General features: G+C 40.0%; 26 protein-coding genes. 13 read left to right on the top strand and 13 right to left on the bottom strand.

Going from position 1 to position 26,567, the window contains the following annotated elements; translation table 11 throughout:
* Positions 1-9: 9 nt before the first annotated feature.
* Positions 10-774, top strand: coding sequence for a ThiF family adenylyltransferase (locus C1642_RS06995; RefSeq protein WP_103236114.1), 765 nt, complete (start codon positions 10-12; stop codon positions 772-774).
* Between the two features lie 63 nt (positions 775-837).
* Here the strand turns inward: C1642_RS06995 and C1642_RS06990 are convergent, their stop codons facing one another.
* Positions 838-960 (bottom strand): hypothetical protein, encoded by a 123-nt coding sequence (locus C1642_RS06990; protein WP_087606384.1) that lies wholly within the window; start codon positions 958-960, stop codon positions 838-840.
* Between the two features lie 102 nt (positions 961-1,062).
* Here C1642_RS06990 and C1642_RS06985 point away from each other — a divergent pair, with 102 nt between their 5' ends.
* A complete protein-coding gene (locus tag C1642_RS06985) occupies positions 1,063-1,956 on the top strand; it encodes a LysR family transcriptional regulator (protein ID WP_103236113.1) in 894 nt (297 codons plus the stop codon).
* Between the two features lie 7 nt (positions 1,957-1,963).
* Here the strand turns inward: C1642_RS06985 and C1642_RS06980 are convergent, their stop codons facing one another.
* From C1642_RS06980 to C1642_RS06960, 5 genes are all read right to left on the bottom strand, one after another.
* Entirely contained in the window at positions 1,964-2,473 is a 510-nt protein-coding gene (locus C1642_RS06980; RefSeq protein ID WP_000587862.1) for a hypothetical protein, read from the bottom strand.
* Between the two features lie 336 nt (positions 2,474-2,809).
* A complete protein-coding gene (gene dusA / locus C1642_RS06975) occupies positions 2,810-3,814 on the bottom strand; it encodes a tRNA dihydrouridine(20/20a) synthase DusA (RefSeq protein WP_103236112.1) in 1,005 nt (334 codons plus the stop codon).
* A gap of 148 nt (positions 3,815-3,962) precedes the next feature.
* On the bottom strand, positions 3,963-5,147 hold the full coding sequence (locus tag C1642_RS06970; protein WP_000106691.1) for an MFS transporter: 1,185 nt from the start codon (positions 5,145-5,147) through the stop codon (positions 3,963-3,965).
* Positions 5,148-5,165: 18 nt separating this feature from the next.
* Complete coding sequence (locus tag C1642_RS06965) at positions 5,166-5,573, bottom strand: RidA family protein (protein ID WP_103236111.1); 408 nt, start codon at positions 5,571-5,573, stop codon at positions 5,166-5,168.
* A 67-nt stretch (positions 5,574-5,640) separates the two neighbouring features.
* Positions 5,641-6,567, bottom strand: coding sequence for a DMT family transporter (locus C1642_RS06960; protein ID WP_045544549.1), 927 nt, complete (start codon positions 6,565-6,567; stop codon positions 5,641-5,643).
* A gap of 237 nt (positions 6,568-6,804) precedes the next feature.
* Between C1642_RS06960 and C1642_RS06950 the strand changes: the two genes are divergently transcribed.
* The 3 genes from C1642_RS06950 to C1642_RS06940 are packed head-to-tail and all read left to right on the top strand — an operon-like array spanning position 6,805 to position 9,725.
* Positions 6,805-7,932: a Re/Si-specific NAD(P)(+) transhydrogenase subunit alpha gene (locus C1642_RS06950; RefSeq protein ID WP_001165468.1), complete on the top strand. Its 1,128-nt coding sequence runs from the start codon at positions 6,805-6,807 to the stop codon at positions 7,930-7,932.
* Between the two features lie 11 nt (positions 7,933-7,943).
* The gene (locus C1642_RS06945) at positions 7,944-8,258 is read left to right on the top strand and encodes a proton-translocating transhydrogenase family protein (RefSeq protein WP_000230434.1); all 315 of its coding nucleotides are present in this window, start codon (positions 7,944-7,946) and stop codon (positions 8,256-8,258) included.
* 12 nt (positions 8,259-8,270) lie between these two features.
* On the top strand, positions 8,271-9,725 hold the full coding sequence (locus C1642_RS06940) for an NAD(P)(+) transhydrogenase (Re/Si-specific) subunit beta (RefSeq protein WP_000394402.1): 1,455 nt from the start codon (positions 8,271-8,273) through the stop codon (positions 9,723-9,725).
* A gap of 51 nt (positions 9,726-9,776) precedes the next feature.
* On the opposite strand, the gene C1642_RS06935 is transcribed toward C1642_RS06940, so the two are convergent.
* From C1642_RS06935 to C1642_RS06910, 6 genes are all read right to left on the bottom strand, one after another.
* Complete coding sequence (locus C1642_RS06935; RefSeq protein ID WP_103236110.1) at positions 9,777-10,598, bottom strand: SDR family NAD(P)-dependent oxidoreductase; 822 nt, start codon at positions 10,596-10,598, stop codon at positions 9,777-9,779.
* 251 nt (positions 10,599-10,849) lie between these two features.
* Positions 10,850-11,251: a ribosome silencing factor gene (rsfS, locus tag C1642_RS06930; RefSeq protein WP_001047580.1), complete on the bottom strand. Its 402-nt coding sequence runs from the start codon at positions 11,249-11,251 to the stop codon at positions 10,850-10,852.
* An 81-nt stretch (positions 11,252-11,332) separates the two neighbouring features.
* On the bottom strand, positions 11,333-12,127 hold the full coding sequence (locus C1642_RS06925) for a hydroxypyruvate isomerase family protein (RefSeq protein WP_000532984.1): 795 nt from the start codon (positions 12,125-12,127) through the stop codon (positions 11,333-11,335).
* 16 nt (positions 12,128-12,143) lie between these two features.
* Entirely contained in the window at positions 12,144-13,010 is an 867-nt protein-coding gene (locus tag C1642_RS06920; RefSeq protein WP_001008365.1) for an NAD(P)-dependent oxidoreductase, read from the bottom strand.
* A gap of 10 nt (positions 13,011-13,020) precedes the next feature.
* On the bottom strand, positions 13,021-13,809 hold the full coding sequence (locus tag C1642_RS06915) for a crotonase/enoyl-CoA hydratase family protein (RefSeq protein WP_001196726.1): 789 nt from the start codon (positions 13,807-13,809) through the stop codon (positions 13,021-13,023).
* 96 nt (positions 13,810-13,905) lie between these two features.
* Positions 13,906-16,713, bottom strand: a complete 2,808-nt coding sequence (locus C1642_RS06910) for an ATP-binding protein (RefSeq protein WP_000064534.1) — start codon at positions 16,711-16,713, stop codon at positions 13,906-13,908.
* A gap of 172 nt (positions 16,714-16,885) precedes the next feature.
* On the opposite strand from C1642_RS06910, the gene cysM reads away from it, so the two are divergent.
* The 4 genes from cysM to C1642_RS06890 are packed head-to-tail and all read left to right on the top strand — an operon-like array spanning position 16,886 to position 22,379.
* A complete protein-coding gene (cysM, locus tag C1642_RS06905) occupies positions 16,886-17,800 on the top strand; it encodes a cysteine synthase CysM (protein ID WP_000072604.1) in 915 nt (304 codons plus the stop codon).
* A 22-nt stretch (positions 17,801-17,822) separates the two neighbouring features.
* A complete protein-coding gene (locus tag C1642_RS06900) occupies positions 17,823-18,641 on the top strand; it encodes a 3'-5' exonuclease (RefSeq protein ID WP_103236109.1) in 819 nt (272 codons plus the stop codon).
* A 9-nt stretch (positions 18,642-18,650) separates the two neighbouring features.
* Complete coding sequence (rlmD, locus tag C1642_RS06895) at positions 18,651-20,042, top strand: 23S rRNA (uracil(1939)-C(5))-methyltransferase RlmD (RefSeq protein ID WP_103236108.1); 1,392 nt, start codon at positions 18,651-18,653, stop codon at positions 20,040-20,042.
* Between the two features lie 30 nt (positions 20,043-20,072).
* Positions 20,073-22,379, top strand: coding sequence for a RelA/SpoT family protein (locus C1642_RS06890; RefSeq protein ID WP_000259109.1), 2,307 nt, complete (start codon positions 20,073-20,075; stop codon positions 22,377-22,379).
* Positions 22,380-22,423: 44 nt separating this feature from the next.
* On the opposite strand, the gene C1642_RS06885 is transcribed toward C1642_RS06890, so the two are convergent.
* Positions 22,424-23,197, bottom strand: a complete 774-nt coding sequence (locus C1642_RS06885; RefSeq protein ID WP_000682841.1) for an SDR family oxidoreductase — start codon at positions 23,195-23,197, stop codon at positions 22,424-22,426.
* Positions 23,198-23,308: 111 nt separating this feature from the next.
* Between C1642_RS06885 and mazG the strand changes: the two genes are divergently transcribed.
* From mazG to folK, 4 genes are all read left to right on the top strand, one after another.
* Positions 23,309-24,115, top strand: a complete 807-nt coding sequence (gene mazG, locus C1642_RS06880; protein ID WP_000359489.1) for a nucleoside triphosphate pyrophosphohydrolase — start codon at positions 23,309-23,311, stop codon at positions 24,113-24,115.
* Positions 24,084-24,494, top strand: coding sequence for a ComEA family DNA-binding protein (locus C1642_RS06875; protein WP_103236107.1), 411 nt, complete (start codon positions 24,084-24,086; stop codon positions 24,492-24,494). The genes mazG and C1642_RS06875 overlap by 32 nt, the downstream gene beginning before the upstream one ends.
* 124 nt (positions 24,495-24,618) lie before the next feature.
* On the top strand, positions 24,619-26,082 hold the full coding sequence (pcnB, locus tag C1642_RS06870) for a polynucleotide adenylyltransferase PcnB (RefSeq protein WP_103236106.1): 1,464 nt from the start codon (positions 24,619-24,621) through the stop codon (positions 26,080-26,082).
* Positions 26,079-26,561, top strand: coding sequence for a 2-amino-4-hydroxy-6-hydroxymethyldihydropteridine diphosphokinase (gene folK / locus C1642_RS06865; protein WP_000219215.1), 483 nt, complete (start codon positions 26,079-26,081; stop codon positions 26,559-26,561). Before pcnB ends, folK begins: the two co-directional genes overlap by 4 nt.
* The last annotated feature ends 6 nt before the right edge of the window (positions 26,562-26,567 follow it).

Raw genomic sequence — 26,567 nt, 5'->3', positions numbered from 1 at the left:
GCCAGTTCCATGTCCGATTTGCCACAAAATGATGAATATGACCGCCGTTTTGCAGGTGTAGCCAAAATTTATGGTGATTCATCGTTCCAGCACTATGAAAAAAGTCATGTGATGGTGATTGGAATTGGTGGTGTCGGCAGTTGGGCGGTAGAAGCTTTAGCACGTACAGGTATTGGCGAGATCACACTAGTCGATATGGATGTAGTTGCAGCATCAAATGTGAACCGTCAGCTACCTGCAATGACATCAACTCTGGGCTGTGAAAAAGTTGAGATTATGGCGGAACGTTGTCGCCAAATTAACCCACGTATTAAAGTCAATATTATTGATGACTTCTTAACACCAGAAAATGTTGCAGAACTTTTGAACCCTGTACCGGATATTGTTTTGGACTGCATTGATGACGTTAAGGCAAAACTGGCTTTAATGCTCCATTGTCGTTTTAACAAAATTCCTTTGATTGTATCTGGTGGAGCTGGTGGTAAGCTCGATCCGCTTAAAATTCGTGTGGCCGATCTATCAAAAACAGAACAGGACCCAATGTTAGCGAAGCTACGTAGTCAGCTTCGTGCTCGTGGCATTTGTAAAAAGCCAAAAGAGAAATTTGGCATTACCTGTATTTACTCAATCGATAATCCATTTTCAAGTGCAGATGTCTGCCCATCAGCTGGCTTGCGCTGTGGTGGCTATGGTTCAGCGGTAGTGGTGACTTCAAGCTTTTCTATGATTGCTGTGGCTGAAGTTTTGAAAAAACTCGATTTAAAGAAAGCCTAATTTAAATATGGAAAAGGCATGCGCTTATGTGAGTGCATGCCTTTTATTTTTGAGAGAAACTATTTAATCGTACAGTTCTAGGTTGTCTTGCTGGGGCTGTGTGGGTAGCTGCTGATCATAAAATTTAAAGCACCATAAAATTAGAATAACAATGGTGCATATTGCGAAACCTTTTAAATACTTCATGAAGAATTCAATCAAGGGAATGGTCTTAATAAAATTCTAGTCAAGGTTATTCATCTAATCTAATATAGAAAATAGACCGAATGATCTAATTTTGAGATGGTAATGCTCACATTAAAACAATTCCAATATTTCATAAAAATTGTTGAAGAAGGAAGTTTTACTGCTGCCTCAGAAAAGCTATTTATTGCTCAGTCTGCTTTAAGTCGGCAAATGAAACTATTAGAAGAAGAAATTGATTTTCAGTTGTTTGATCGTACGGACAAAAGAGCAAGACTCACGCCAGCGGGAGAGGTCTTCTATAAGAAAATAAAAGATAACTTGCTTTATTTAAATGAAATTATTGACCTGTCTAAAAGTGTTTCGGAAGGGAAAAATCGACAGATTAAAATTGCTCATTCCAGCAGTATTGTCGTGGATAATACAAAGGTTCAGATATTAAAAGAAGTTAGCTTAACGCAGCAGTTGAGCTTTGAGATTAATACCTTATCATCCGAACAGCAAATCTTAGCGTTATTAAATGGTGAAATTGATATCGGTTTGATCCGCCCGCCAGTTCGGCATACTTTAGATGGTATAAATACTCTTAAGTTATATGAAGAGCCTTTAATGGTGGCTGTGCATATTGATCATGCCAAGTTTGCTAAATCAGAAAAGGTTTATTTAAAAGACTTAAAACATGAGTGTTTTGTATCAACGCCTCATGCCGAAAGAGGAGGCTTAAGTTATTTGGTCGCAAATCTGTGTTTAGCCGCAGGATTTACCCCACAAAAAGCCTCCATTCAGTCGCGTAAGATTTCACAGTTACAGCTCGTGGCGGCAAATTTAGGGGTAGGTATTGTTCCTGCGGAGTTTCAACAAATCTTACCTGCCAATGTAAAACTAATACCTTTGGCAGATTCTCTATCTCTTTCGGAAGTTTTACTGGTCTATAGAAAAGGCCATGATGAAATCATTCAGCACTGCGCCGAGCAAATTCATCAAATGTTTCTATCTTAGAAGTGAATTAGCCTAATCTATAGTAAGTATAGGTGACGTTATCATCTTTATAGACGTCATAACTACTTTGTTTAAAGTCCGACACCCATTCACTTCCTGTGTAACCAGCGATATGACCGTAAATATGGTTACGGGTTCTGTGAATGATATAAATATCGCCTTCTTGTGGCTCATCAAAGGCTGGATTTATTTCTTTATAGCCAATTTTCTTGAGGGTATCGCCCCAATCTGATGCTGCAATCGGATGGTTTTCAACATCGGCACCAGCAGACTCAAGCGCAATACGGATGCTACGTGCACAACGCGCTTTACTGCGTCTAGAGGTAATACTTTCTAATTTAGCTACGAATTTTTCTACATCAATGGCTGGAGGAGTGTTGGTTTCAGTGGAGTGATTATTGGGTTTCATGGTGAATGGATAAGGGAGGCTTGGTGTGCTGTGGGATACAACAATGGCTGCCTGATTTGAATCCTGATACATATAGTTATCAGCTACTTGTCCGTCATAAATAATCATCGTGAAATCTCTACCCGTACTACCTATATCCGTATTTAGAAAATCACCACCTATCTGTGGCGTTCAGAGATACTAATGGCCCAAACTTAAAAGTTTTGTTTATGTTATGTAATAACGTATCTTTTTGCCAGTTTTTATTTCTGGCCATGGAAAAAAGGGCTAATTAAAAGAGCTTTTGAAATCATACAAATTAAGTTTTTGATATTATTGAATATAAATAATTAATCAGAGCTTAATTTTGAATATTTCGAGCCAACATATTGCGAATATACTCAAAATCTAAGTCTCTGATTTAAAATGCCACATTTTCTTACAATTTTAGAAACATGGGCTGGCTTAAAATTGGTGTTCCTTTAAATACTCTTCAGTACGGATAATGGCAGCTTGCATATTATGAATTGCATTCTCGACATCAGTTAAAGTTTTTGCATTTCCACCACTTAGCGCCTGACGCCATTTGCGAGCGCCCGGTAAATTTTGGAATAAACCTAAAATATGACGCGTAATGATAGAGAGTGGCGCACCCTCAGCTAGACGTTGTTTAATATACGGTAGCATTTGTTCCATAATATCGAAGCGATCCGGTGCTTCTAGGTTCCAAAGTTGGCCGAGCTCAGCAAGTAAGTAAGGGTTGTGATAGGCTTCACGGCCAATCATGACGCCGTCAACGTGCTGTAAATGAGCTTGAGTTTCGGCAAAAGTTTTAATACCGCCATTAATTTCAATAGTCAGATGCGGGCGTTCTTGCTTTAAACGGTAAACATCTTCATAGCGTAGCGGTGGTACTTCTCGGTTTTCTTTCGGAGACAAACCTTTCAATATCGCAATACGGGCATGTACAACAAAGTGAGTACAACCTGTTGCTGCTACAGTATCTACAAAGTGCAGCATTTCTTCGTAAGACTGCATGTCATCAATACCGATACGGTGCTTAACCGTTACCGGAATGTTGACGGCTTTTTGCATGCTGTGAATACATTCAGCGACCAAGTCTGGTTCTGCCATTAAACATGCACCGATTTTATTGTTCTGTACACGGTCACTTGGGCAGCCTACATTCAAGTTGACTTCGTCATAGCCCCAGTCTTCAGCCATTTTTGTGCAAGTGGCAAGCTCTTGTGGGTTTGAGCCGCCAAGTTGCAATACGATTAGGTGTTCTTGGGTGTTATAGTCCAAATGGCGTTTCGCATCACCAAATAGAATCGCGCCCGTAGTCACCATTTCTGTATAAAGTACAACGTTTGGGTTAAACAACCGTGCAAAGAATCGGTAGTCCTTTGTAGTCCAGTCCATCATTGGGGCTACTGAAATACGAGGTTGTAACGATTGAAGTGTTTGCATAACCGATAGACCCAAAAGTCGCTAAATTAAAGAAAGGGCAGCATTATACGGGGTTTAGCCCTGAATCGACAGTGGCATTTAACTGCGTAATTTATAACCGCCCTAATGTTAGATATAGTAAGATGATTTTTAACAAATTACTTTATAGCTAAGCCATTTGCTTTTTTTGTAAGAAAGCATCAATCATGCTAAATAAAATACAAAATACAACGAGTCCAACACCTGCTAGGCAAGTCATGGTCCATCCACCACGATTCCATGCAAAAATCCCTAATGCCGAGCCAGCTGCACCACCAATAAAATAAGTAGTCATATAAATAGCATTAATACGAGATTTAGCATCGGGACGTAAACGGAAAATAATACTTTGGTTGCTGGTGTGGACAAGGGCAAGTGCCAATTGAATTAAAGCAAAACCAATAACATAAGCTGAAAGTAGAGTTTGTCCGAAATAGAAACAAATCCAGCTTACTAAAAATAGCCCGCAACCCATCCAAGTGAGTAAACGTGTGTAGCCTTGGTCGGCATATTTGCCGATATAACGTGTTGATAACGCACCAAAGATACCGACTAAAGGTACCAGTCCAATAAATAGATCGGGTAAATGATGTGCCGAGGTCAGTAGTAACGCGATTGTTGAATACAAAATACTCACTGACGCAAAGGCGAATGCACCTGTAAGTGCTCTTAATAATAGTCGCTTTTCCTGCTTTAAAAGCTGAGCCATGGAAACAAAGATTTGTCCATAGTTCAATTTCATACGCATGACATAAGGCAGGCGGCTTTTTAAGGTATAGGCCAACAGAAGCATTAATATACCGCTTATGGCATAAACGACTTTCCAGTGGAAAAGGTTGGAAAATAAGCCAGCCAGACTGGTAGAGAGTAAAATCCCGACCAATAAGCCACTCATTAAGAAGCCAATAATCTCACCAGTTTTTTCAGGTTTAACCGTCATTGTTGCAAGAGGAATAAGCACTTGAGCTGCAACTGAAAACAAACCCGCTAAAATTGTACCGATCCAGAGCATAGGTAAGTTAACAGCAAAAGCAGAGGTAAATAGGCCAACTGCACAAAGCATCATCAAAAAAGGAATAGCTTTGGCTTTATTGACGATATCCCCCATTGGCACAATAAAGAGTAAACCTAAGGCATAAGACACCTGAGCAAATGTTACTGTTAAAGCAGCTTGTGCTTGAGTTACAGCAAAATCTTGCTGAATAGAGTGAATAAGGGGTTGGCAATAGTAATTCACACCTGCACATAGGCCACATGCTGCTGCCATCAACCAAAGTAAAGGTTTATTTTGACTGATATCTTCAGGGGTAGACATGATGTTCTCTCGATTTTATTAAATGTATGCCGTTGCTTCGACTTCAATGAGCATATGTTCTAGTGCAAGACGCGGCACAGGAATGAGTGTGCAGGCTGGAAAAGGATGATTTTTCCATAAATCCTTCATAATTTTAATCAAAATCTGATGTTTTTCTACCGAATGGTCAACAACTAGAATTCTTAAAACGGCGATATCCGTAAGTTCTGCATTGGCAGCTACTAACGCATATTTAATATTTTCAAATGCTTGTAGGACTTGTTCGCTGAAATGAGAACTTAATTGACCTTGTTGGTCTTCGCCACCTTGACCTGCAATATGAATAATATTGTTAAAATTGCTTACTACAGCGACATGACTATAAGCGTTAGGTGTTGGGTCATATAAAGTAGAAGGATTTATGATTTTAAAAATTTCTTTGTTCATGGAACTCAACCGTTTAATAAAATTTAGATGAGTATCCAACCTCAACTTAAGTTTAGGTCAAGAGCATTTAGTGTTTTAGTCTTTTCTTTCTTAAAGTAATCATCATTACACCGACTATATTGAGGAAACAACCGACCCATTGCCATATATTTAGGTGTTCATTTAAAAAAGCAACGGCAAGCAAAATCGTTAAAACTGGTCCGATCGAAGCAATCATTGCAGATTGAGAGGCACCTAATCGCTCAATGCTTTGCATAAGCATAACGGTAGGTAAGACAGTGACTAAAAAGCCTAAGCCAATCCCGTACCAAATTACACTTGAGGGAAGTTGTAATAGGAGTTGAAACGGGTGAGAAGTACTTAAAGTGTAATGGGTTAATGTACCTATACAGGCAACTGTTAAAGCTAAACCTGTGAAATTCCAAGAACCAAATTTTTTAATTAATGGTGGAGTCAGCAGTAAATAACCGGCAAAAGCTAAAGCGCTAGCAAATACAAAACTTGTTCCGAGCCAAAAGTTGCCCTGAATTGGTGCATTGTTGTGCTCTTGCAGCATCACTAACACGGTTCCACCATAACTAAGAAAAATGGCGAATAAACTTTTTACATCTAATTTTTGTTTGTAGAGCAGACTTGAAGCGATCACGGTAAGTGTGGGATATAAAAATAGGATGATTCGCTCTAAAGAAGCGCTAATAAACATGAGGCCCATGAAATCGAGCCAGCTGGCAAAGTAGTAGCCTAATAGACCGGCAAAAATTAAAATTAGCCAATCCTTCTTTTTTATGCCCTGATTATGATGCCTATTGAACCAGCAAATTAATAGAAAAAACGGTAAAGCGCTTAACATCCGTAAAGCCATCAGGACTGTACCGTCTACTAATGGAGAAAGGGCATAAGTTTGTTTAATAAAAATCGCTTTTGTGCTGAATAGAAAAGCAGAGCAAAGCGCAAAAAAAGACCCAATTTGAAACGAAGATAAAGAAATTTTCATATACAGGACTGTATAAGAGAGACTATTGTCTGCAAAAAAGAAAAATCCTCCTATATTACACCTCATGTAAAACATCGTGAATCATCAGTTCAAAATATAGGTATTTATTAAATAAATAGTGGGTGGTATTTTCAAAAAGTTCAATTAGAATCCAAATTCTGTACAAAGAATACACATGGGGGAAACATTGCGGGTTGCAATGTTTTTGACAATGAGAAATTAGCTTGAGGAACGCTCATGCAGATCGGAATCCCAACCGAAACTGTCGTCGGTGAAAATCGTGTAGCTGCTACGCCAGAGACAGTAAAGAAGTTGATTAGCGCTGGTCATAGCGTTGTGATTGAACGTGGTGCTGGTGTAAAGGCTGCGTACATTGACAGTGCTTATGAACAGGTCGGTGCAACCATTACGGATGATGCCTATACGGGTAGTCAAATTATTTTGAAAGTTCGTGCGCCACAAGGCGGGGAAATTCAAAAACTTGCAGCAAATACAACTGTTGTAGCAATGTTTGATCCTTATCGTAATACCGAGCTAGACCAATTTGCGAATCAGCAAGTGTCTGCTTTTGCTCTGGAATTGCTTCCTCGTACGCTTTCTCGTGCACAAAACATGGATGTGTTGTCTTCTCAAGCAAACTTAGCTGGTTATAAATCAGTTTTGCTTGCAGCTGCTGAATATCAACGCATGTTCCCAATGCTTATGACTGCTGCTGGTACTGTAAAGCCTGCACGTGTTGTGATTATGGGTGTTGGGGTTGCAGGCCTTCAAGCGATTGCTACTGCAAAACGTTTGGGTGCAATTGTTGAAGCAACAGATTTACGTCCAACAGCAAAAGATCAGGTTGAGTCTTTAGGCGGTAAGTGGTTAGACGTACCAATGTCTGAAGAAGAACAGCAACGTGCAGCAGATGCAGCAAAAAATGGTTATGGCTGGATGCCGGGTGAGCAATACATCAAAGACCAAGCTGCGATTGTAGATAAAGCTGTGTCGAATGCCGATATCGTGATTACAACAGCATTGTTGCCAGGTCGTGATGCACCGCGTCTGATCAAAGCTGAAACTGTTGCCAAAATGAAACCAGGCTCTGTCATTTTAGATATGGCAGTTGAAACAGGCGGTAACGTTGAAGGTTCTAAAGTTGGCGAAACTGTTGTCACTGAAAATGGCGTAAAAATTTTGGGTATTCCAAATATTCCGGCCACTGTTGCGACAGAAGCTTCTGCATTATATGCACGTAACGTTTTTAATTTCGTAGAGACTTTATTCGACAAAGAGAAAAACTTTGCGATTAATCAAGAAGACGAAATCCAAAAAGCCCTATTGGTCACTCATGGCGGTCAAGTGCTGCTTAAGCGTGGTTAAGGAGATTTCTCATGGTTGAAACTATTACAATTTTCGTCCTTGCCATCTTCGTAGGTTATTACGTTGTTTGGGGTGTTACACCAGCTTTGCACACGCCACTTATGGCGGTAACCAACGCATTGTCATCGATTATTGTTGTTGGTGCGATGTTACAAACAGTTGGCCTGCCTGTACTTGGTGTAGATGCAAATGTTGCATTTCAAAGTGTGAATGTTGTGAGCGTACTTGGTGCGATTGCAGTATTTTTAGCAAGCATTAATATTTTCGGCGGCTTCGCAGTAACTGCACGCATGTTGGAAATGTTCAAGCCTAAGCAAAAGAAATAAGAGGGCTTTGACATGGAATTTATTCAAGCAAATGCAAACTGGTTGTACCTTGTAGGCGCAATTCTCTTTATCTTGACGCTTCGCGGCCTATCTGGTCCTAAAACAGCAATTCAAGGTAACCGTTACGGTATGATCGCAATGGCGATTGCAGTTGTAACAACCTTCTTTGTTGCCAATAACCCAGTTATTTGGATGATTGGTGGTGCAATGGTGCTTGGTGCGATTGTGGGTATTGCACGTGCACGTACTGTACCCATGACTCAAATGCCTGAAACTGTTGCACTTATGCACTCATTGGTGGGTTTGGCTGCGGTTTTGATTGCAGTTGCAGCAATTTTGCATAACAACCAGCTTACAGCATTGTTTGCTCAAAATGAGGCAGCATTAACAGCGGCTGGCGTGCAACATGCACACATGAGTAAGGTTCACCTATTTGAATTGTTTGTTGGTTGTTTCGTTGGTGCGATTACCTTTACGGCATCTGTGTTTGCTTACGGTAAATTGGCTGCGAAAAAATGGGCTAAAACAATCTCTGGTGCATGGGTTAAACCTGTTCAAGCACTTATCTTTGTTGCGATGTTGGCTTGTGGTTTCTACTTCTTCACAACTGGCAACATGACTGCTTTCTGGGCAATGACCGCACTTGCACTTGCATTTGGCTGGGTATGGATTGCACCGGTAGGTGGTGGTGACATGCCTGTAGTGGTATCGCTTCTTAACTCGTTCTCTGGTTGGGCAGCAGCAGGTATTGGTTTTACCCTTGAAAACAACATGTTGATCGTTGCGGGCTCACTTGTGGGTTCATCTGGTGCGATTCTGTCATACATCATGTGTAAAGCAATGAACCGTTCAATCATCAACGTATTGTTTGGTGGTGCAATGGGTGGTGCAGCAGTTTCTACAGCTGCTAAAGGTGAACAAGTTCAGCGTAACTACCGTTCAGGTTCTGCTGATGATGCTGGCTTCTTAATGTCAAATGCAGACAGCGTTGTGATTGTACCGGGTTATGGTATGGCGCAAGGTCGTGCACAAAATGCTGTAAAAGAGTTATGTGAAATTCTAAAAGAACAAGGTGTTCGCGTCCGTTTCGCAATTCACCCGGTTGCAGGTCGTATGCCTGGTCACATGAACGTATTGCTTGCTGAAGCAGACGTAGCATATGAAGACATCTTGGAAATGGATGAGATCAACTCAGACTTCCCAGCAACTGACGTAGTACTTGTTATTGGTGCAAACGACGTTGTGAATCCTGCTGCAAAAGATGACCCAGGTTCACCAATTTATGGTATGCCGATTCTTGAAGCACATAAAGCACGTACAATCATGGTGATTAAACGTTCTATGGCGACAGGTTATGCTGGACTTGATAATGACTTGTTCTATAACGAAAAAACAATGATGATCTTTGGTGATGCTAAGAAAGTTGTTGAAGATATGACGAAAGCAATTAACGGTACAGGCCACTAAGTTGCTTTGATATAAAAAACCACCTTCGGGTGGTTTTTTATTTTTTGAAGGTTAGAGGAACTTTTCCACTAGAGTCATAGATTGCTGATAGAGGTCGCGTGCTAATTGCTGGTTTTTGGCATGAGAAGATTTCCAGTCAGGCATATGCGCACTGACATATTCACCATTGCGGTTTTGCCATGTGTCGCCAGTCGCCATTTCTGTAATGAGCTTTGCAGGAACCGAGGTTGGAACTAAACCTACTTTCATGGCTGCATAAACTGGTTTTGGTAAATCGCGATAAATATCGGAAGCAACACCACCGGGGTGTAATGCATTATTGGTAATTGAACTATCTGCTAGTTGTTCAGCTAATGCATTGCTGAACAGTAAGTTTGCAAGCTTGGATTGTCCATAATAGAACAGGGGATTGTAAAAACCTTCCGCACGAAATTTATTAGGCTTAATTGAGCCAACCCAGTGAGCAATAGACGCTAGATGAATAATACGTGCTTGAGGAGACTGCTTTAAAACGGGGAGTAGTTTTTGAGTTAATAAAAAGTGACCTAAATAGTTAACGCCAAATTGCTGTTCAAACCCATCTACGGTGAGTTGCTTTGTTTTTGAAAATAGACCGGCATTATTAATAAGTACATCAAGGCTACCATATTTATCTGCAATTTCTTCGGCAGCTTTTTGAGTTAATTCAAGGCTATTTAAGTCAAGAGAAACGACATCGACTTGTCCTTGGTCGAGTGAGCGTAGTTTGTTTTGTGCCTCTAACGCTTTTTGAGAATTTCGGCATGCCAAAATGACATGTTGTCCTTGTTTTACAAGTTGTTCGGCTGTGGCAAAGCCAATTCCTGTATTGGCGCCTGTAATGAGTATCTTCACTTTTTAGTGCTCCGGTTATGCTATTTATTGATGAGACTATAAGAATTGGTATAGTGCTGGAATTCTGACAATTTGTCATGTCAATTTTAAATAAGAGTGATGACTTGCTTGTTAGTGTTATTAAAGTTTTGTTGAGTTAACAGCTTTTCATAGGAAGTGAGAGTAAGGGTGGCTGTTTAAATAATAAAAGTTTGAGTAAGTATATAAACAAAAAGCGGCTCAAAAGAGCCGCTTTTTTTAAAAGCAAAATTTTATGCGACCGACTCTGGAGCAGTACGCCATAAGCTTTCTAAATCATAGAATTTGCGGGCAGTTGGTAGCATCACATGTACTACAACAAAGCCAAGATCGATTAAGATCCATTCGGCATCTCGTTCGCCTTCAACGCCAATCGGGCGGAAACCAGCTTTTCGAGCTTCTTCTGCAACATTGTCAGCAAGTGCTTTGACGTGACGAGTAGAAGTACCACTCGCGATGACAATAGCATCAGCAACATTGCTAATAGAACTAACATCTAACTGTAGAATATCTTTTGCTTTTACATCAACTAAAGCGTCATGGACGACTTTAAGACAAGCTTGTACGTCTTTATTTGAGGTGTTCATTGCGAAATCGTGAGAATTAGACACGCTGGGCGATGGTTCTAAATTCATATAGGGTATATTTTCCTGACAATTACTCACTATCTAATATAGTGGTTTTCACTCAGAATTTCAAACAAAACTAGTAACAGTTTATATATTTACATCATCGGAAAAATATTTCTTTTTCCATGTAAATGACTGATTTGAGCCATTTTTAGGTTTATATTCTGCCGCAATATAGCCCTCATAAGCACTTTGCTTAATCCATGAAAAAATTTGCTCATACGGTATTTGAGCTGTATCGGGTTCATGGCGTCCCGGACAATCTGCAAACTGAATATGGCCAATCTGGTGAATATTTTCTTGTAACCCTTCAAGTACATCTTCACCCATCATTGCCATATGGTAACAGTCATATTGCATTTTTAAGGCAGGGTGATTGACTGCTTCTAGCATTTCTTGGGCTTGGGCAATGTTCTGTACCAAAAAGCGTGGCATATCTGTGCCATTAATCATTTCAAATACAGGTTCAATATCGTGTTCTGTCAGTAAATCACAGGCTAATTTTAAGTTGCTTGCAAGTGTCTTAAGGCAAGGAAGTAAGTCAGAGTCTTGAGGTTGCTTGCCTGCCAAAATGTTAACACGTGGTACTTTTAATGCTGTGGCATAGCGAATTGCTAACTGTAATGCTTCACGAAATGCTGCCTCTTGACCCGGTATACCTGCTAAGCCATTTCCACCTTGCATAAGGTCACCAGCAGGAACGTTAATTAAACATAAATTTAAGTTGTAACGTTCAAGTTGGTCTTGAATATCAGAAATGGCAAGCTCGTATGGGAATTGAATTTCTACATGTTCAAAGCCCTCTGCATGGGCTAATGCAAAGCGTTCAATTAAAGGAACTTCGGTAAAAATCATGGATAAGTTAACGGCAAGACGACCCATACACAAACTCCGTTTATTATTGCTCTACTACTTGAATCATAGTAGCTAAATCTTTCTCAGCAAAGCCATTTTTTTGGTGAGTTTGTAGCTGTAATAGAGCTTTTTGTGCAACGGGGATGTCTAAATTAACATTGTTAGCCAATGTTACTGCGTTGTTAAGGTCTTTCGATAATGTTTGAACTTTCCACTGAACAGGTTCGAAAGTATGAGTCGCCATACGTGGTGCCAGTATTTGAAAAGGTTTTGAGTCGGCAAATCCGCCAGCTAGGGCAGGAGCGAGTAAAGTGGTATCTACGCCCGCCCGATCTGCCAGTGCAACTGCTTCGGCAATCAAGGCGCTGTTTGCTGCCACAATGAGTTGATTGCAAATTTTAGTTGCTTGTCCTGTGCCTGTATCTCCCATTCTTGTGACACGTTGGGAAAGAACATTATAAACAGGACTTAAAGCTTCAATAGTTTGAGCATCGCCACCTGCAAAAATGACTAGCGTGCCTTGTTCTGCCCCAGCTGTACCGCCTGAAACAGGGGAGTCAATCCATATCACATCTTGTGAAGCAGCAGCCTGAGCAAGTGCTTTTGTCGCAGCAACAGAGAGACTTGAGAAGTCGACAATGACCTGACCCGCTTTTAAGTTTGTTTGAATTTGATCAAATACTGCTTGCACAGCTTTATCGTCGGCTAGGCAAGTTAAAATGAGTGGGTACTGTCCGATGTTGGAAAGATCGAGTGCATGTGCGCCAATATCAATAAGTTCTTCACAAGCAGATGCTGTTCGATTCCATACTGCGACCTGAAAGCCGGCTTGTATAAGACGGCTTGCCATACGGCTTCCCATAAGACCTATGCCTAAAAAAGCAATAGGAGTATTACGATCAAAATTCATAATAAAGCTCTTATCTATATTGGCGTGGTAAAAATTTAACTTCCGGATGTTTGTCTTTTTTACGAGCAAGTTTGCTATTTTTACCAAGTAATAATTTAAGTTGCCAGATTTTTTCTAAGCGTAATGATTTTTCTGGTTGATGTTCCATTGCATCTAGTACACGTTTTGCAGCAGTCAATGCATCAGGTGAGCGCTGTAACATTTCCGAAGCGATCGCATTTGCTTTTTCTAATGGGTTCTCACTTAAGTGAGTCACAAGTCCAATATCTTTTGCATAATTTCCATCAAAAACACGGGCAGTTAAAGTCAGCTCTTTTGCAAGGTCAACTCCAATCAAGCCTTTGAGCGAACGGGTAAGTCCCATATCGGGTACTAAGCCCCAGCGGCTTTCCATAATCGACATTTTAGTGTCTGGGTGGGCAATGCGGATATCGGCAGCTAGTGCAAGTTGCATACCTGCCCCAAAACAATAACCTTCAAGAGCGGCAATAACAGGGACGGGCAAATTTTGCCAAATAAGAAAGGCTTTTTGGAAAAGACTTTGTCCTGGTTTAACAAGTTCCCAAATGGCAAATGCAGAGTTCTTAGGATTGTTTAAGTCAGATAAATCAATACCAGCACTAAACACTTGTGCTTCACCCGTCAAAATTACACAGCGGATATCTCGGTCTTTTTGTATAGCTTTAGCCGTTGTTACGAGTTCTTTGAGTAGAGCAAAACTCATAGCGTTACGTTTATCAGGACGGTTTAGATAAACTGTTGCAATGCCATTATTTTTCTCAATACGTAATAGTGCCATGAAATTCCCGCTTATTTTTTTATCGATAAGCGGAGCATAGCATGGCTGGAAATTGGAAACATGACAGGTCAGTCATGCCTATTTAGCAACTATTATTTAATCTGGTATGACTAAAATTTGATGAGCTGCACTCTCAACTTCTTTAATGACGAGACCTAATTCATCGAAACGTCTCATGACTTCTTCAATGAAGCCATCGTCAGCTCTACGGCGTTCTTTGCGTAGCGTAGAAATAAATTGTTCAAAGTCACCTGTCACTTGTTGAAGTTTTGGTGTGCCTACATAGCGTGTAGCACCATAAAGACGGTGTAGTACATGCTCAAGCTGAGGAAAGTCTTCAAGCTCAATGAGTTGTTGCATTTCTTCTAGCTCGGTTGGGAAGCTATCTACCAACATTTTGAGAAGATCTTGAGCTAAATCTTCTTTGTTTGCTGCCAGTTGTAAACTTTGCTGCCAATTTAAAATTTCTGGATCTAATGCTTCTGCAACCACATGATGATCTTTAGCTAGATTTTGCGCAGTAAAGTTGTTTTTCGTCCATTGCGTTAAAATTTGAATGATTTGCTCCATTTGAATTGGTTTGGTGACATAGTCATTCATACCAACTTTAAGAAGCTTTTGCTTTTCATCTGCAAGCGCGTGGGCTGTTAGAGCAATAATTGGAAGTTGCATTTCCCCATCTAAAGTGGATTCTAAAGAGCGGATCGCACGTGTGGTATCAATGCCCGACATAACCGGCATTTGAATGTCCATAAATACCAAATCAAATGGTTTAAGTTTCTGATCAATTCTTTCTTGAATAATATTAAGCGCTTCTTGTCCACTTAAGGCCTTAGTAGTTTTGACATTTAACTCACCTAATAATGCTTCTAAAACAATTAAGTTAGGTAAATGGTCATCAACCGCCAAAATATGTAACCCCTGTCCATTAAAGTCTTGTTGTTCCTCTTCAAAGATAGGTTGGTCACTTAATAATTGAATGAGGCCACTGCGGCTTAATGGTTGATAAAGTGGGCGAGCGCGATATTCGGTGAGCATGTTTGGCTCAAGCGTCATTTGATAGCCGTAAACTGCTAAGTTACCTTGATAGCGGCTACGAATTTCTTTGAGTAGAGCTTCAGTATCACCACTATGATCAACAATGAGCCATGTATTGTCTTTCTGGTCGAGATGTTTTAAGCGGCTAAACAAGTCCAGAATAGATTGAGTTTCAATATGTGGTACTTGATAATTTTCAAGATAGTAGCGTAAAACACTCGCTGTTGCAGGGTGAGCTAAATAAGACACCACTTGTAAATGTTCGAAGTGAGGATGTTCAATCTCATGTTCTTCATCTACAGCAAACTGTGCAGTAAACCAGAATGTTGAACCTTTTTCTGTTGGAGCACGTTCTTGGTTATCTTCAAAGCCAATTTGGCCATGCATGAGATGAACCAATTGTTTAGAAATTGCCAGACCTAAGCCTGTACCACCAAATTGGCGGGTAACAGATGCATCGCCTTGCGAAAACGACTCAAATAATTTTTTACGGTCTGTACCACTTAAACCAATACCACTGTCCTGAACACTAAAATGAAGCAAGCACTGACCGATGTCATCATGTTCCATACGTACACGAACAATAATTTCACCATCTGGCGTGAACTTGATGGCATTGGAAATCAAATTAGTCAAAATTTGCTTAAAGCGTAAAGCATCACCAATTACCTGTTGAGGAATGTTATCTGCATAATAAAAAGCCATGGCAATATGCTTTTGTGCAGCCAAAGGTGACAACATATCCATGACATCAAATACAGCTTCTTCTAAGTCAAAAGGTGCTGTTTCAAGTTCCAGTTTACCTGCATCAATTTTTGAGAAATCTAATACATCATTAATTAATGCTAATAAATGGGCGGAGGACTTGCGAATAGTTTGTAAATAAAGGTTCTGTTCGTTACTTAAATTTTGTTGGCGAAGTAATAAATGAATAAAGCCATCAATACTATTAAGCGGTGTACGAAGTTCATGACTGATATTGGCAAGGAAAACCGATTTTGCCTGATTAGATGAAATGGCTTGGTCGCGTGCTTGACGGTAAGTAATGTTTTGAACTTCTAAAGTATCTAAAGTTCTGCGTAAGTCTTCTTCTGTTTGCTCGGTATGTTCTTTTAACTCTAAAAAACTAAAATGTAAGCGTTTCACCACGTTTGCGATATCGCGCTGGAGTAATCTTAACTCACCGGAACTGTTAATCACGATGTGTTGGTCTAAAGTGTCTGCATTGAGACGCTGTAATTGCATACGTATTTCATACATGGGTGCAATCCAGCGGCGAGAATAAAAGTTAAGACAGAGCAAAAGTAATAATAAAGTCATCAGACCGGTAATGACCAAAGCAATCAAAATGCGATAACGCGCTAATTCAAGTGGTTGATTATCCATTTCAATCAAGAGCCAGACAGGAGGCTTTCCTGCGGTATCAATGATACGGACTCCATAAATATTATTATGGTTATAAGAGATCGGACCAAAAAAGTTATTGTTTTGTGTGAAGTTAGGCCAGTAACGATTATCTCGATAACCGATACTTAAATAAGTCTGACCATTACTATCAATTAAAGCAGCACGCTTTAGATTTTTCTCGCTAAACATACTTTGCATAATATGTTGAGCATGATCATATTCGTCTGGTTGTAGTTCTACTAATGTGTAGAGATCTTTAGCAATTTGATTGTAGCGTGCCAAAATCGCTGAGGCATGATGCAATTGTTGTTGCTTTGCAGAACGTGATGTTTCAGTTAAAACCAGAAAAGCCCCAACACACGTTAAAATCATAATGGGCACAAAAATAAGAGCAATTAATTGCCCATATGCATGATTCAGACGTAAGCGTTTCGATAAGGTTTTATTGAAATTAGACATAGCTACATCAGATTGATCTCTCTGTAGGGCATATTATCACGCTTTATTTTAAAACAGACGGCATTTTATAACTGACTGGGCTTTAATCACTTTCATTAAAAAGCATAGTGAAATGGATGCAGTACCGATCATTTTTTCATACAATAGTGCCACCCCGATTTAGGTGTTGATCATGAGTAATACACAACCTGATTTTTTAGCCGACGAATTTTTGTTAGATCACTATGTAGGTAAAACACCTCTGGTCCGTTTGCAGCGCTTGGCTTGTCATACGCAGGCAACGGTTTTAGCAAAATTGGAAGGTAATAATCCAGCAGGTTCTGTAAAAGATCGTCCTGCATATAACATGATTATGCAGGCTGAAAAGCGTGGTCAAATTAAACCAGGTGATACATTGGTTGAAGCTACCAGTGGTAATACCGGTATTGCTTTAGCTATGGTTGCGGCGATGCGCGGCTATAAAATGAAACTTATTATGCCAGGGAATTCAAGTCAGGAGCGTAAGGACGCCATGCGTGCTTATGGCGCAGAATTGATTGAAGCGCCGAATATGGAAGCTGCACGAGATATGGCTTTGCAAATGCAAGCTGAAGGCCTAGGTTTAGTCCTCAATCAGTTTGGCAATCCAGATAATGTGGAAGCTCATTACCTTACGACTGGCCCTGAAATTTGGAAACAAACAGGTGGAAAGATTACCCATTTTGTAAGTTCAATGGGTACAACCGGTACCATTATGGGTGTTTCTAAGTATTTAAAAGAACAAAATCCAGATATTCAAATTATTGGTTTACAACCTTCTGAAGGTTCAAATATTGCCGGTATTCGCCGTTGGCCACAAGAATATTTACCTACAATTTTCGAACCAAAGCGTGTTGATCAAATTATGGATATTCCGCAAATTGAAGCGGAAAAAACAGCTCGCCGTTTAGCACGTGAAGAAGGAATTAGTGCAGGTACATCTTCTGGGGGGGCGGTATGGGCTTCAGTAAAAATTGCAGAAGAAAATCCGGATGCTGTGATTGTTTGCATTATCTGTGACCGTGGTGATCGCTACTTGTCTACAGGCCTGTTCTCAGTACAGGACTGATGACTCATAATTGAGAGAAAAAATGCGTTTTCCTACTTTAGTTTTTGATATTGAAACTTTAACTGATTTAAAAGCGGGAGCGCATTTATATCATCTTGATTTGCCAGAGGCAGATGTTGAACAGGCACTCACAAAAATCCGTCGCCAAGAATCCGGCATGGATTTTCAGCGTTTGCCTTTACATGAAATCGTTTGTATTTCTGGTTTGTGGATTGATGAATCAGGTTTCAGATTATTTTCTTTTAGTCGGGAACACTATTCGGAAGCTGAAATTTTACAGAAATTTCTATCCATTTTTGATAAGCGCCATCCAACTTTAGTGAGCTGGAATGGCTCGCAATTTGATTTGCCCGTCATTTTGTTCCGTGCCATGTATCATGGTCTTTCGGCACCCGGGTTATTTGATCAAGGCGAGCTTGATAGTCAGAAGCGTTTTAATAATTACCAAAACCGTTATCACCACCGTCATATTGATTTAATGGATGTTATGGCAATGTTTAATGGCCGTAATTTCCAGAAACTCGATGATGTAGCCTGTATTTTAGGTTTACCAGGTAAACGTGGTGAGTCGGGTTATCATGTGCCTGAATATGTACGTACAGAACAATGGTTAAAGTTAACCAGTTATTGTGAAGGTGATGTGCTCAATACATGGTTTATTTATTTGCGTTGGCTATTGCTCAAAGGCCAAATGAATGTAGATGAGCATAACCACTGGATTAGTTCGAGTATTGAGTATTTACAGACTATGCCTCAGCAAGCCGATTTTCTTGAGGTGTGGCAACGTACATCGAAACATACCGAATTTACGTCCCACTATTTTAATCTTTTAAATTTTTAGGTTCATTCTTTGAAACAGCAAGCCAAATCTCGTAAACCTCAACAACCCGAATATATTTTTCAGGTTGAAACTCTTTCTCATGAGGGGCGGGGAATTGCGCATTATGGTTCTCATCCAGACCATCCGGCAGATAAGCATGGTAAAAAAGTGTTTATTCGTTATGCGTTGCCTGGAGAAACAGTAAAAGCCCAAATTACGCATGAGGCTAAGCGGCTTGAAGAAGCTGAAATGGTAGCGCTTTTAGCAGAACCTTCAGCAAATCGTGTAGAGGCAGTTTGTCCTCATTATGGTATTTGTGGTGGTTGTAGCATGCAGCATATCCACCCCGATGAGCAGATCCGTTTAAAGCAAAATGTCCTCCAATCACACTTGCAACACTTTGCTGGTATTCAGCCTGAACAATGGTTACAACCAATTCGTTCTTTGCAAAGTGATTATCGCCGTCGTGCTCGAATAGGTGTGCGCTATTTGCCAAAACAGGACCGTTTGATTCTAGGTTTCCGTGAGCATCATAGTAATCGTTTAACATCTATCCATACTTGTAGCGTTTTGGATAAAAAGTTATCAGATAGTCTGCCAGAATTGCGTAATTTACTCCAAAGTCTAAAAGGCAAAGCGCATATTGGTCATGTAGAATTAGCAAAAGGTGATCATGAAACATCTTTATTAGTTCGTCATATCGAAAAACTAAACAATGCTGATGTCAACCAATTAAGACAATTTGCGTTACACAAAGGCTGGCAGTTGTATTTGCAACCTAAAGGACCCGAAAGTCTTCGTCGTATTGATGAAGAACAAGGAGCTATGCGATTACATTATGCTTTAAATGCATTTGATGTAAATTTTGCTTTTTCGCCATTGGATTTTACGCAGGTCAATGCCACAGTAAATGAACAAATGGTGCAATTGGCATGTGAATTGCTTCAATTGCAACAGGGTGAAAGAGTACTAGATCTGTTTTGTGGGTTAGGTAATTTTTCGCTTCCACTTGCACGATGTGTTGGTGCAAAGGGTCAGGTTGTTGGTGTGGAAGCAAGTGAAGAAATGGTGCAGCGGGCAACAGATAATGCAAAGCGTAATAATCTGGTGCAGGCAAGCTTCTTTTCACAAGATTTAACAAAAGATTTTTCGCATCATTCTTGGGCAAATCAAGGATTTGATGCATTATTGATTGATCCTCCTCGTGCTGGTGCATATGAAATTATGCAGTATGTACCGAACTTTGGAGCAAAAAGAATCGTTTATGTATCATGTAATCCAGCAACATTAGCAAGGGATGCCGGTGTTTTGGTTCAACATGGTTACCAGTTAAAAAAAGCAGCGGTTATGGACATGTTTACGCACACAGAACATGTTGAATCGATTGCTTTATTTGAGAAAATTCAAGAGATAAACGATTAAAAACATGAGTTACATATCCAGGAGAATGGTATGGTCACAGTACGTGAACAGTTACCTGAACAACTAACTGAGTTGTCAGAGGAAACGACTGTAGAGCATGCCGCCGAAACACAAGTCGGTTTAGCCTCATGGTTGGATCGGGTTCGTGAAATATTAGATGGGGCAGAGCTTAAACAACTCGAAGAGGTTGCGCATTTAACCCTACAAAAAGAGTTAGATTCAACGGTTAATCATCGTTCCAATACATTTGCTACTGGTGTTGGAATGGCTGATATTCTGGCGCATTTACATGTAGATGAAGATACTTTATCTGCTGCAATGCTTTATCGTAGTGTTCGTGAGGACATTACTGATATAGAAGAAGTAAAGCGAAAGTTTGGTGAGCAAGTTTATAACCTTGTCAAAGGTACTTTGGCAATGGGTAAGCTTTCAGAGCTTATTGAAAAAAATAAACGACTAGAAGACCATTTTAATAACAACCAACGGGAACATTTAAGCGGCATTTATAAAATGCTGATTTCAGTGACCGAAGATGTTCGTGTCGTTTTAATTAAGTTAGCTGAACGTACTTACTCTTTACGTGAGTTGGCAAACTCATCACGTGAACGTCAAGAGCGTGTGGCGCGTGAAATTTTAACTATTTATTCACCATTAGCGCATCGCCTTGGTATTGCACAGCTGAAGTGGGAACTTGAAGACTTAGCGTTTCGTTATTTGGCGCCAGACCGTTATAAAGAGATTGCTTCATTACTCAATGAAAAACGTCTTGAGCGTGAACATTATATCCAGTTCGTGATAGACCGTTTAAAAAGTGAATTGGCGGCGCATGGTATTGAAGCTGAAATTACAGGTCGAGCAAAACACATTTATTCGATTTATCGAAAGATGAAAAGCAAAAACCTAAGTTTCGATCAGCTTTATGATATTCGTGCTTTACGTGTATTGGTGAATAGCGTACCTGAGTGTTATCACTCATTAGGTATTGTTCATCAGATTTGGCGTCATATCCCACATCAGTTCGATGACTATATTACTAACCCGAAAGCCAATGGTTATCGCTCATTACATACTGCTGTTATTGCTGAGAATAAATCCTTAGAGGTACAAATCCGTACTCATGAGATGCATGACGAAGCAGAGTTAGGGGTATGTTCGCACTTTAACTATAAAGAAGGTTCAAAGAATACCGACCACTCTTTTAACCACCGTTTGCATTCGCTTCGTGCTGTTTTGGAACATTACCAAGAACGTAATGAAACAACAGTACATCAAAATGAAGATGAGACGGAAGGTTTTGATCAGCTTCAAGACTTTGAAGGTTTTGAAAAGATTTATGTCTTTAGTCGTGATGGTGATATTAAAGAGCTACCACGTGGCTCAACAGTTTTAGACTTTGCTTATCATGTGCATACAGAGGTAGGAAACAAGTGTTATGCAGCACGTGTTAACCAGCGCTATGTACCATTAACCTATACGTTAAAAACAGGTGAGCAGGTTGAGATTTTAACCAAGAAGGATCGTGAGCCTAACCGTGACTGGTTGGTGAACTCTTTAGGTTATATCAAGACAGCTCGTGCCCGTGACAAATTACGTCATTGGTTCAGACAGCAAGACCGTAGTAAGAACCTTGAAGTTGGCCGTGAGTTACTAAACAAAGAATTGTCTCGATTGGCGATTCACCCTAAGAGTATCGATCTCAACGATTACTCGTCACATTTTAATGTGAAAACAGGGGATGATATTTTGGTTAGTCTGGTCAGCGGCGATATTAGTTTGCATGCTCTGATTAATCAGATTAATCGTCAAATGCATCTGGATCAGGATGAACCTGAACTGGTACTTAAACCAACATTAAACCCACGTGCTAGTCATACTCTGTCTGCGCATGGCATCTTAATTGATGGTTTAGACAATGTTGAGCTACATATTGCGCAGTGTTGCCAACCAGTTCATGGTGAATCAATTGCCGGTTATATCACGTTGAACCGTGGGGTAAGTATTCATAAAGTCTTATGTTCTGATTATCAACGTATGATCAAGCAAGAGCCAGAACGTGCTGTTGAAGCCGATTGGGAAATGCAGCCAACTCGTGGTCAAAGTGTTCAAATTGTAGTTGAGGCTTATGATCGTCGTGGCTTACTCAAAGACTTAACTCAAGTGATTTTTTCTGACCAGATTAATATCCGTCAGGTGAACACAATTTCTGAGGCAGATGGTATTGCTAATATGAAGTTGCTCATTGAGGTGAAAGGCTTGGCTCAGCTTTCACGTTTGTTAGCTCGTTTAGAGCAACAACCGGGGATTATTAGCGCACGACGCATGATTCAAGGTGTTTAACTAAATTGAGAAAAAGGCCGTCAATTGACGGCCTTTTTTATAAGCTACTTTCTTGATAGATAAATATTAGTTAAACGATTTAAAAACTGGGGGCTTATTGTTGAGAGTTGATAAAGCAATTTGGTTTTTATACCAACTGGAGTGTGAGTAGGTGTCCAGAAATGAGCTTTTTTCTCTACAAGTGAAAGCACCTGTTGAGCAATATCATTAGGCGTTAAATCGACTCCCATGTTTTGAATAGAACCTGCATCCATATTGTTGACCATTGCGGTTTGTACAAATAAAGGCATCACATCTAAAACACGAATACCGTATTTTTTCCATTCCACATCTAAACCTTCGGTAATTCCTCTCACTGCAAATTTACTGGCCGAATAAGAAATGAGGTCAGCTTGCCCGTAAATTGCAGAAGCTGAAGAGAGATTAATGACTCGTGCAAAAGAAGCTTGCTTTAAATAAGGGAGTGCAGCATGGCAACCATTGATTACGCCGTTTACATTAATATTGATTGTTCTTTGGTGTGACTTGATATCGATATTTTCAAAGGCTCCGGAATATAAAATCCCTGCGTTATTCACCAAAATATTAAGCTCGCCAGCCCAGTCGGTAAATTCTTTTAATATATGTTGCCACTGGCTGTAGTCACTGACATCTAGATACCCTGCGCATGCATTCGGCCCTAATTCCTGCGCTAAATTTTGAGCAAGCGACTCATTAATGTCATAAATGCCGACTTTATAACCCCGCTGATAAAATACCCGTGCAATTTCTGCTCCAATACCTTGAGCTGCGCCACTAATCAGAATGCTATGTTTCATCTTTTTTTCTCTTTATCGTTACAATATGACGAATGATTTGCCGCTTTAATTTTGATCATAGCAAATTAAGATTTTAAAGTTACTGACCAATTTTTTGAACTTGAGGGTTACATGGATAAATTGCTTAAAATTATGCAAGAGCTACGTGAAAAATGTCCGTGGGACCAAGAGCAAACTCCAATGTCACTGACTAAATATGCGATTGAAGAGGCATATGAAGTCGAGGCTGCAATTCGTCAAGGTGACATTAATGAAATTCGGAATGAATTGGGTGATCTGTTATTACAAGTGGTATTTCAATCGCAAATGTTTAGCGAGCAGGGGGCGTTCAATTTTCAAGATGTGGTTGAGGCAATTAGTGAAAAATTAGTACGACGTCATCCGCACGTTTTTCAAGCAGACCAATTTAACAACTTAACACCAGAACAAGTAAGTGAGTTATGGAAACAAATTAAACAACAAGAAAAGCAAGGCAAACCACAATCAAGATTAGATGAAATTAAACATGGACCAGCACTATCTCAAGCGCAGGAAATTCAAAAAAATGTCGCAAAAGTTGGGTTTGATTTTGAAACGGTAGAAGATGCTTATACAAAATTAGAAGAAGAATTAGATGAGTTTAAACAGGCACTTAAAAATCAAAATAGTAATGAAATTCAAGATGAATTTGGAGACTGCCTGTTTTCATTAGTCAATGTAGGACGTAAACTTGGCATTTCAAGTGAAAGTTCACTTTTATCAACCATACATAAATTTAGAAGTCGTTTTGCTTTTATTGAAGAGCAAGCCATAAAACAGCAAAGAACATTGGAAGACATGACCTTGTCCGAAATGGATGAATTGTGGAATCAGGCAAAACGACAATTAAAATCAGGGGAAAAACCACATGCAATACAGCATGAGATTTTGGAAAAATAAGTATTTTGTTTTAATAATTTTGTGCTTGGGAGTAATTTCACCTTCGGTTTACACACAATCTTTTGATCAAAACTTTCAAGAATGGAAGGCTAAACAACAGATGTATGACCAAAAGTTAAACATCACTAAGTCTTCTCATTCTAATGGTTCTAAAATTTCTCAAACTAAAAATTTTAATGACTCTACAGGGCAAATTCATTTGAATCAGGCGAATGTAAATGAGTTTCAGCAGTTAAAAGGTATAGGTGAGAAAAAGGCTCAAGCGATTGTAGAATACAGACAAAAGAACGGTAGCTTTAAAAATATTGACGAAATTAAAAACGTTAAAGGAATTGGACCAGCTATTTTTGAAAAAAATAAATCGCGTTTAGCCTTATAAAAGTTCTATTCGTCAATTATCATTTCCTACGCAATCTAAGAGAATCAAATTGCCCTTTGTGTGTGTTAGAGCTATGATTAGCGACAACTTGTTATTTACGTCCTGACGTAGGAGACAGCGTCTTTTGCAAACCTTGCGAGCGTCAAAATGTGGTTTGTCCACAGCCCAACTTCCTTCTTCGATTTTAGATGTGATCGATAGTCTGACTAAAGCAGGCTATGAAGCTTATATTGTTGGGGGTGGTGTCCGTGATTTAATGCTAGGACTCAATCCTAAAGATTTCGATGCAGTCACCAATGCAACACCTTCTCAAATTAAAGAAGTTTTTGGCCGTCGATGCCGAATTATTGGCCGTCGATTTGAATTGGCACATGTCTATTCAGGACGTGAGCTAATCGAAGTTGCAACTTTCCGTGCTCCTCCTAAAAAAGCGGTGACCAGTGCTTCGGGCATGATTTTACGTGACAACAACTGGGGAACCATCGAACAGGACTTTGCTCGACGCGATTTTTCTATCAATACTCTGTACTACCAGCCGCGTAAGGGTATTGTGCTCGATTTCTGTAAAGCAATTGATGATGTCAAAAGTAAGACTTTACGTTTATTGGGCAATCCTGTGCAACGTTTTGAAGAGGATCCGGTGCGTATGCTTCGGACATTACGTTTTGCAGCTAAGCTCAACTTTAAAATTGATCCGGCAATTCTCGACATTTTTGATGTTGAGATGACACAATTACTTCGTGATGTTTCACCACACCGTTTATACGATGAGTCTCAAAAGCTTTTCACAATGGGGCATTTGGCACGCGTATTACCAATGTTGATTGACTTTGGCGTGTGGAAACAGCTTTTTGCTGATATTCGTCCGGATCTCACTCCATTTATTCAACGTGCAGCAAAAAATACTGATCAACGTATTCAGGTGGGTAAAACGATTAATCCGGCATTTTTCTATGCGGTTTTATTGTGGCAGCCATTTTTAGAGCGTTGTGATTTTTATTTATCAAAAGGCGTTGTTCCGGCCGAAGCACGTGCTCAAGCAGGTTTGGATGTTTTAAAACGTCAAGCAACACGCACAGTTATTCCTCGTTTTGCCGAAACTTTTATTCGTGAAGTTTGGGAAATGCAAACCCGTTTGCTTAATCCAAAACCACAGCAAATTGAAGCATTGGCAAGCCATGCTCGTTTCCGCGCTGGGTTTGATTTCTTATTACTTCGTGAAAAGTCAGGTGATGACACAACACAGGGAATGGGAAGCTGGTGGGAAGCTTACCAAGAAATGTCAAACGACGAAAAAGAAGCTGCGATTAGCCAATATAATCGTCAGAAGGCGAAAAGTCGTCGTAAGGTTGCTGCTGAGCCTGTTGAAAGCAATAAAGTTGATACGGAAATTGAGCCTTTGGTTGATGTTCCAGAGCCTCGAAGCCGTCGTGGTAAAAAAGAGCGTGCACGACAAGAGCAGTCTATTGACCGTTTTATTGAAAAATCTTCCGCAGCACAAACGAATGTGATGAGTGATCATCCAATTTTAAAGCGCAAGCGGGTACAACGTGATTTGAGCCAAGTTATTTTTGGGCCGACACAATGACAGTAACCACATATATTGGCTTAGGAAGTAACCTAGGTGATTCACGCCAGATTCTGTCTGAAGCGATAGCCAAACTTAAATCTCTTGGTGAAGTGAAAGTATCTAAACTTTACCAAAGTCCCCCTATGGGTCCCCAAGATCAGCCGAATTATCTAAATGCAGTCGCTCAGTTAAAAACCGAGTTACTTCCGCTTGAATTACTTGATCAGTTACAGCGTTTTGAGCAGGAAGCTGGGCGGGTGAGACTCCGTCATTGGGGGGAGCGAACTTTAGATCTTGATCTACTGATTTATGGCAATGAAAAAATACAAAATGAGCGCTTAACGGTGCCGCATGTAGGAATATTACAACGAGATTTTGTTGTGATTCCTTTATTAGATTTAGATGCTGATCTACATATTAATGATCAGCCACTTAAAAATTTAGAACTCATACAGCAGCCAACGCTGACTGTACTTGCTGATGAGTCTTGGGCTTAAAGCCGG

This window comes from Acinetobacter sp. AKBS16 (genome assembly GCF_002899995.1).
Lineage (GTDB): Bacteria > Pseudomonadota > Gammaproteobacteria > Pseudomonadales > Moraxellaceae > Acinetobacter > Acinetobacter baumannii.
This window is presented reverse-complemented; position numbering and strand designations above follow the sequence as displayed.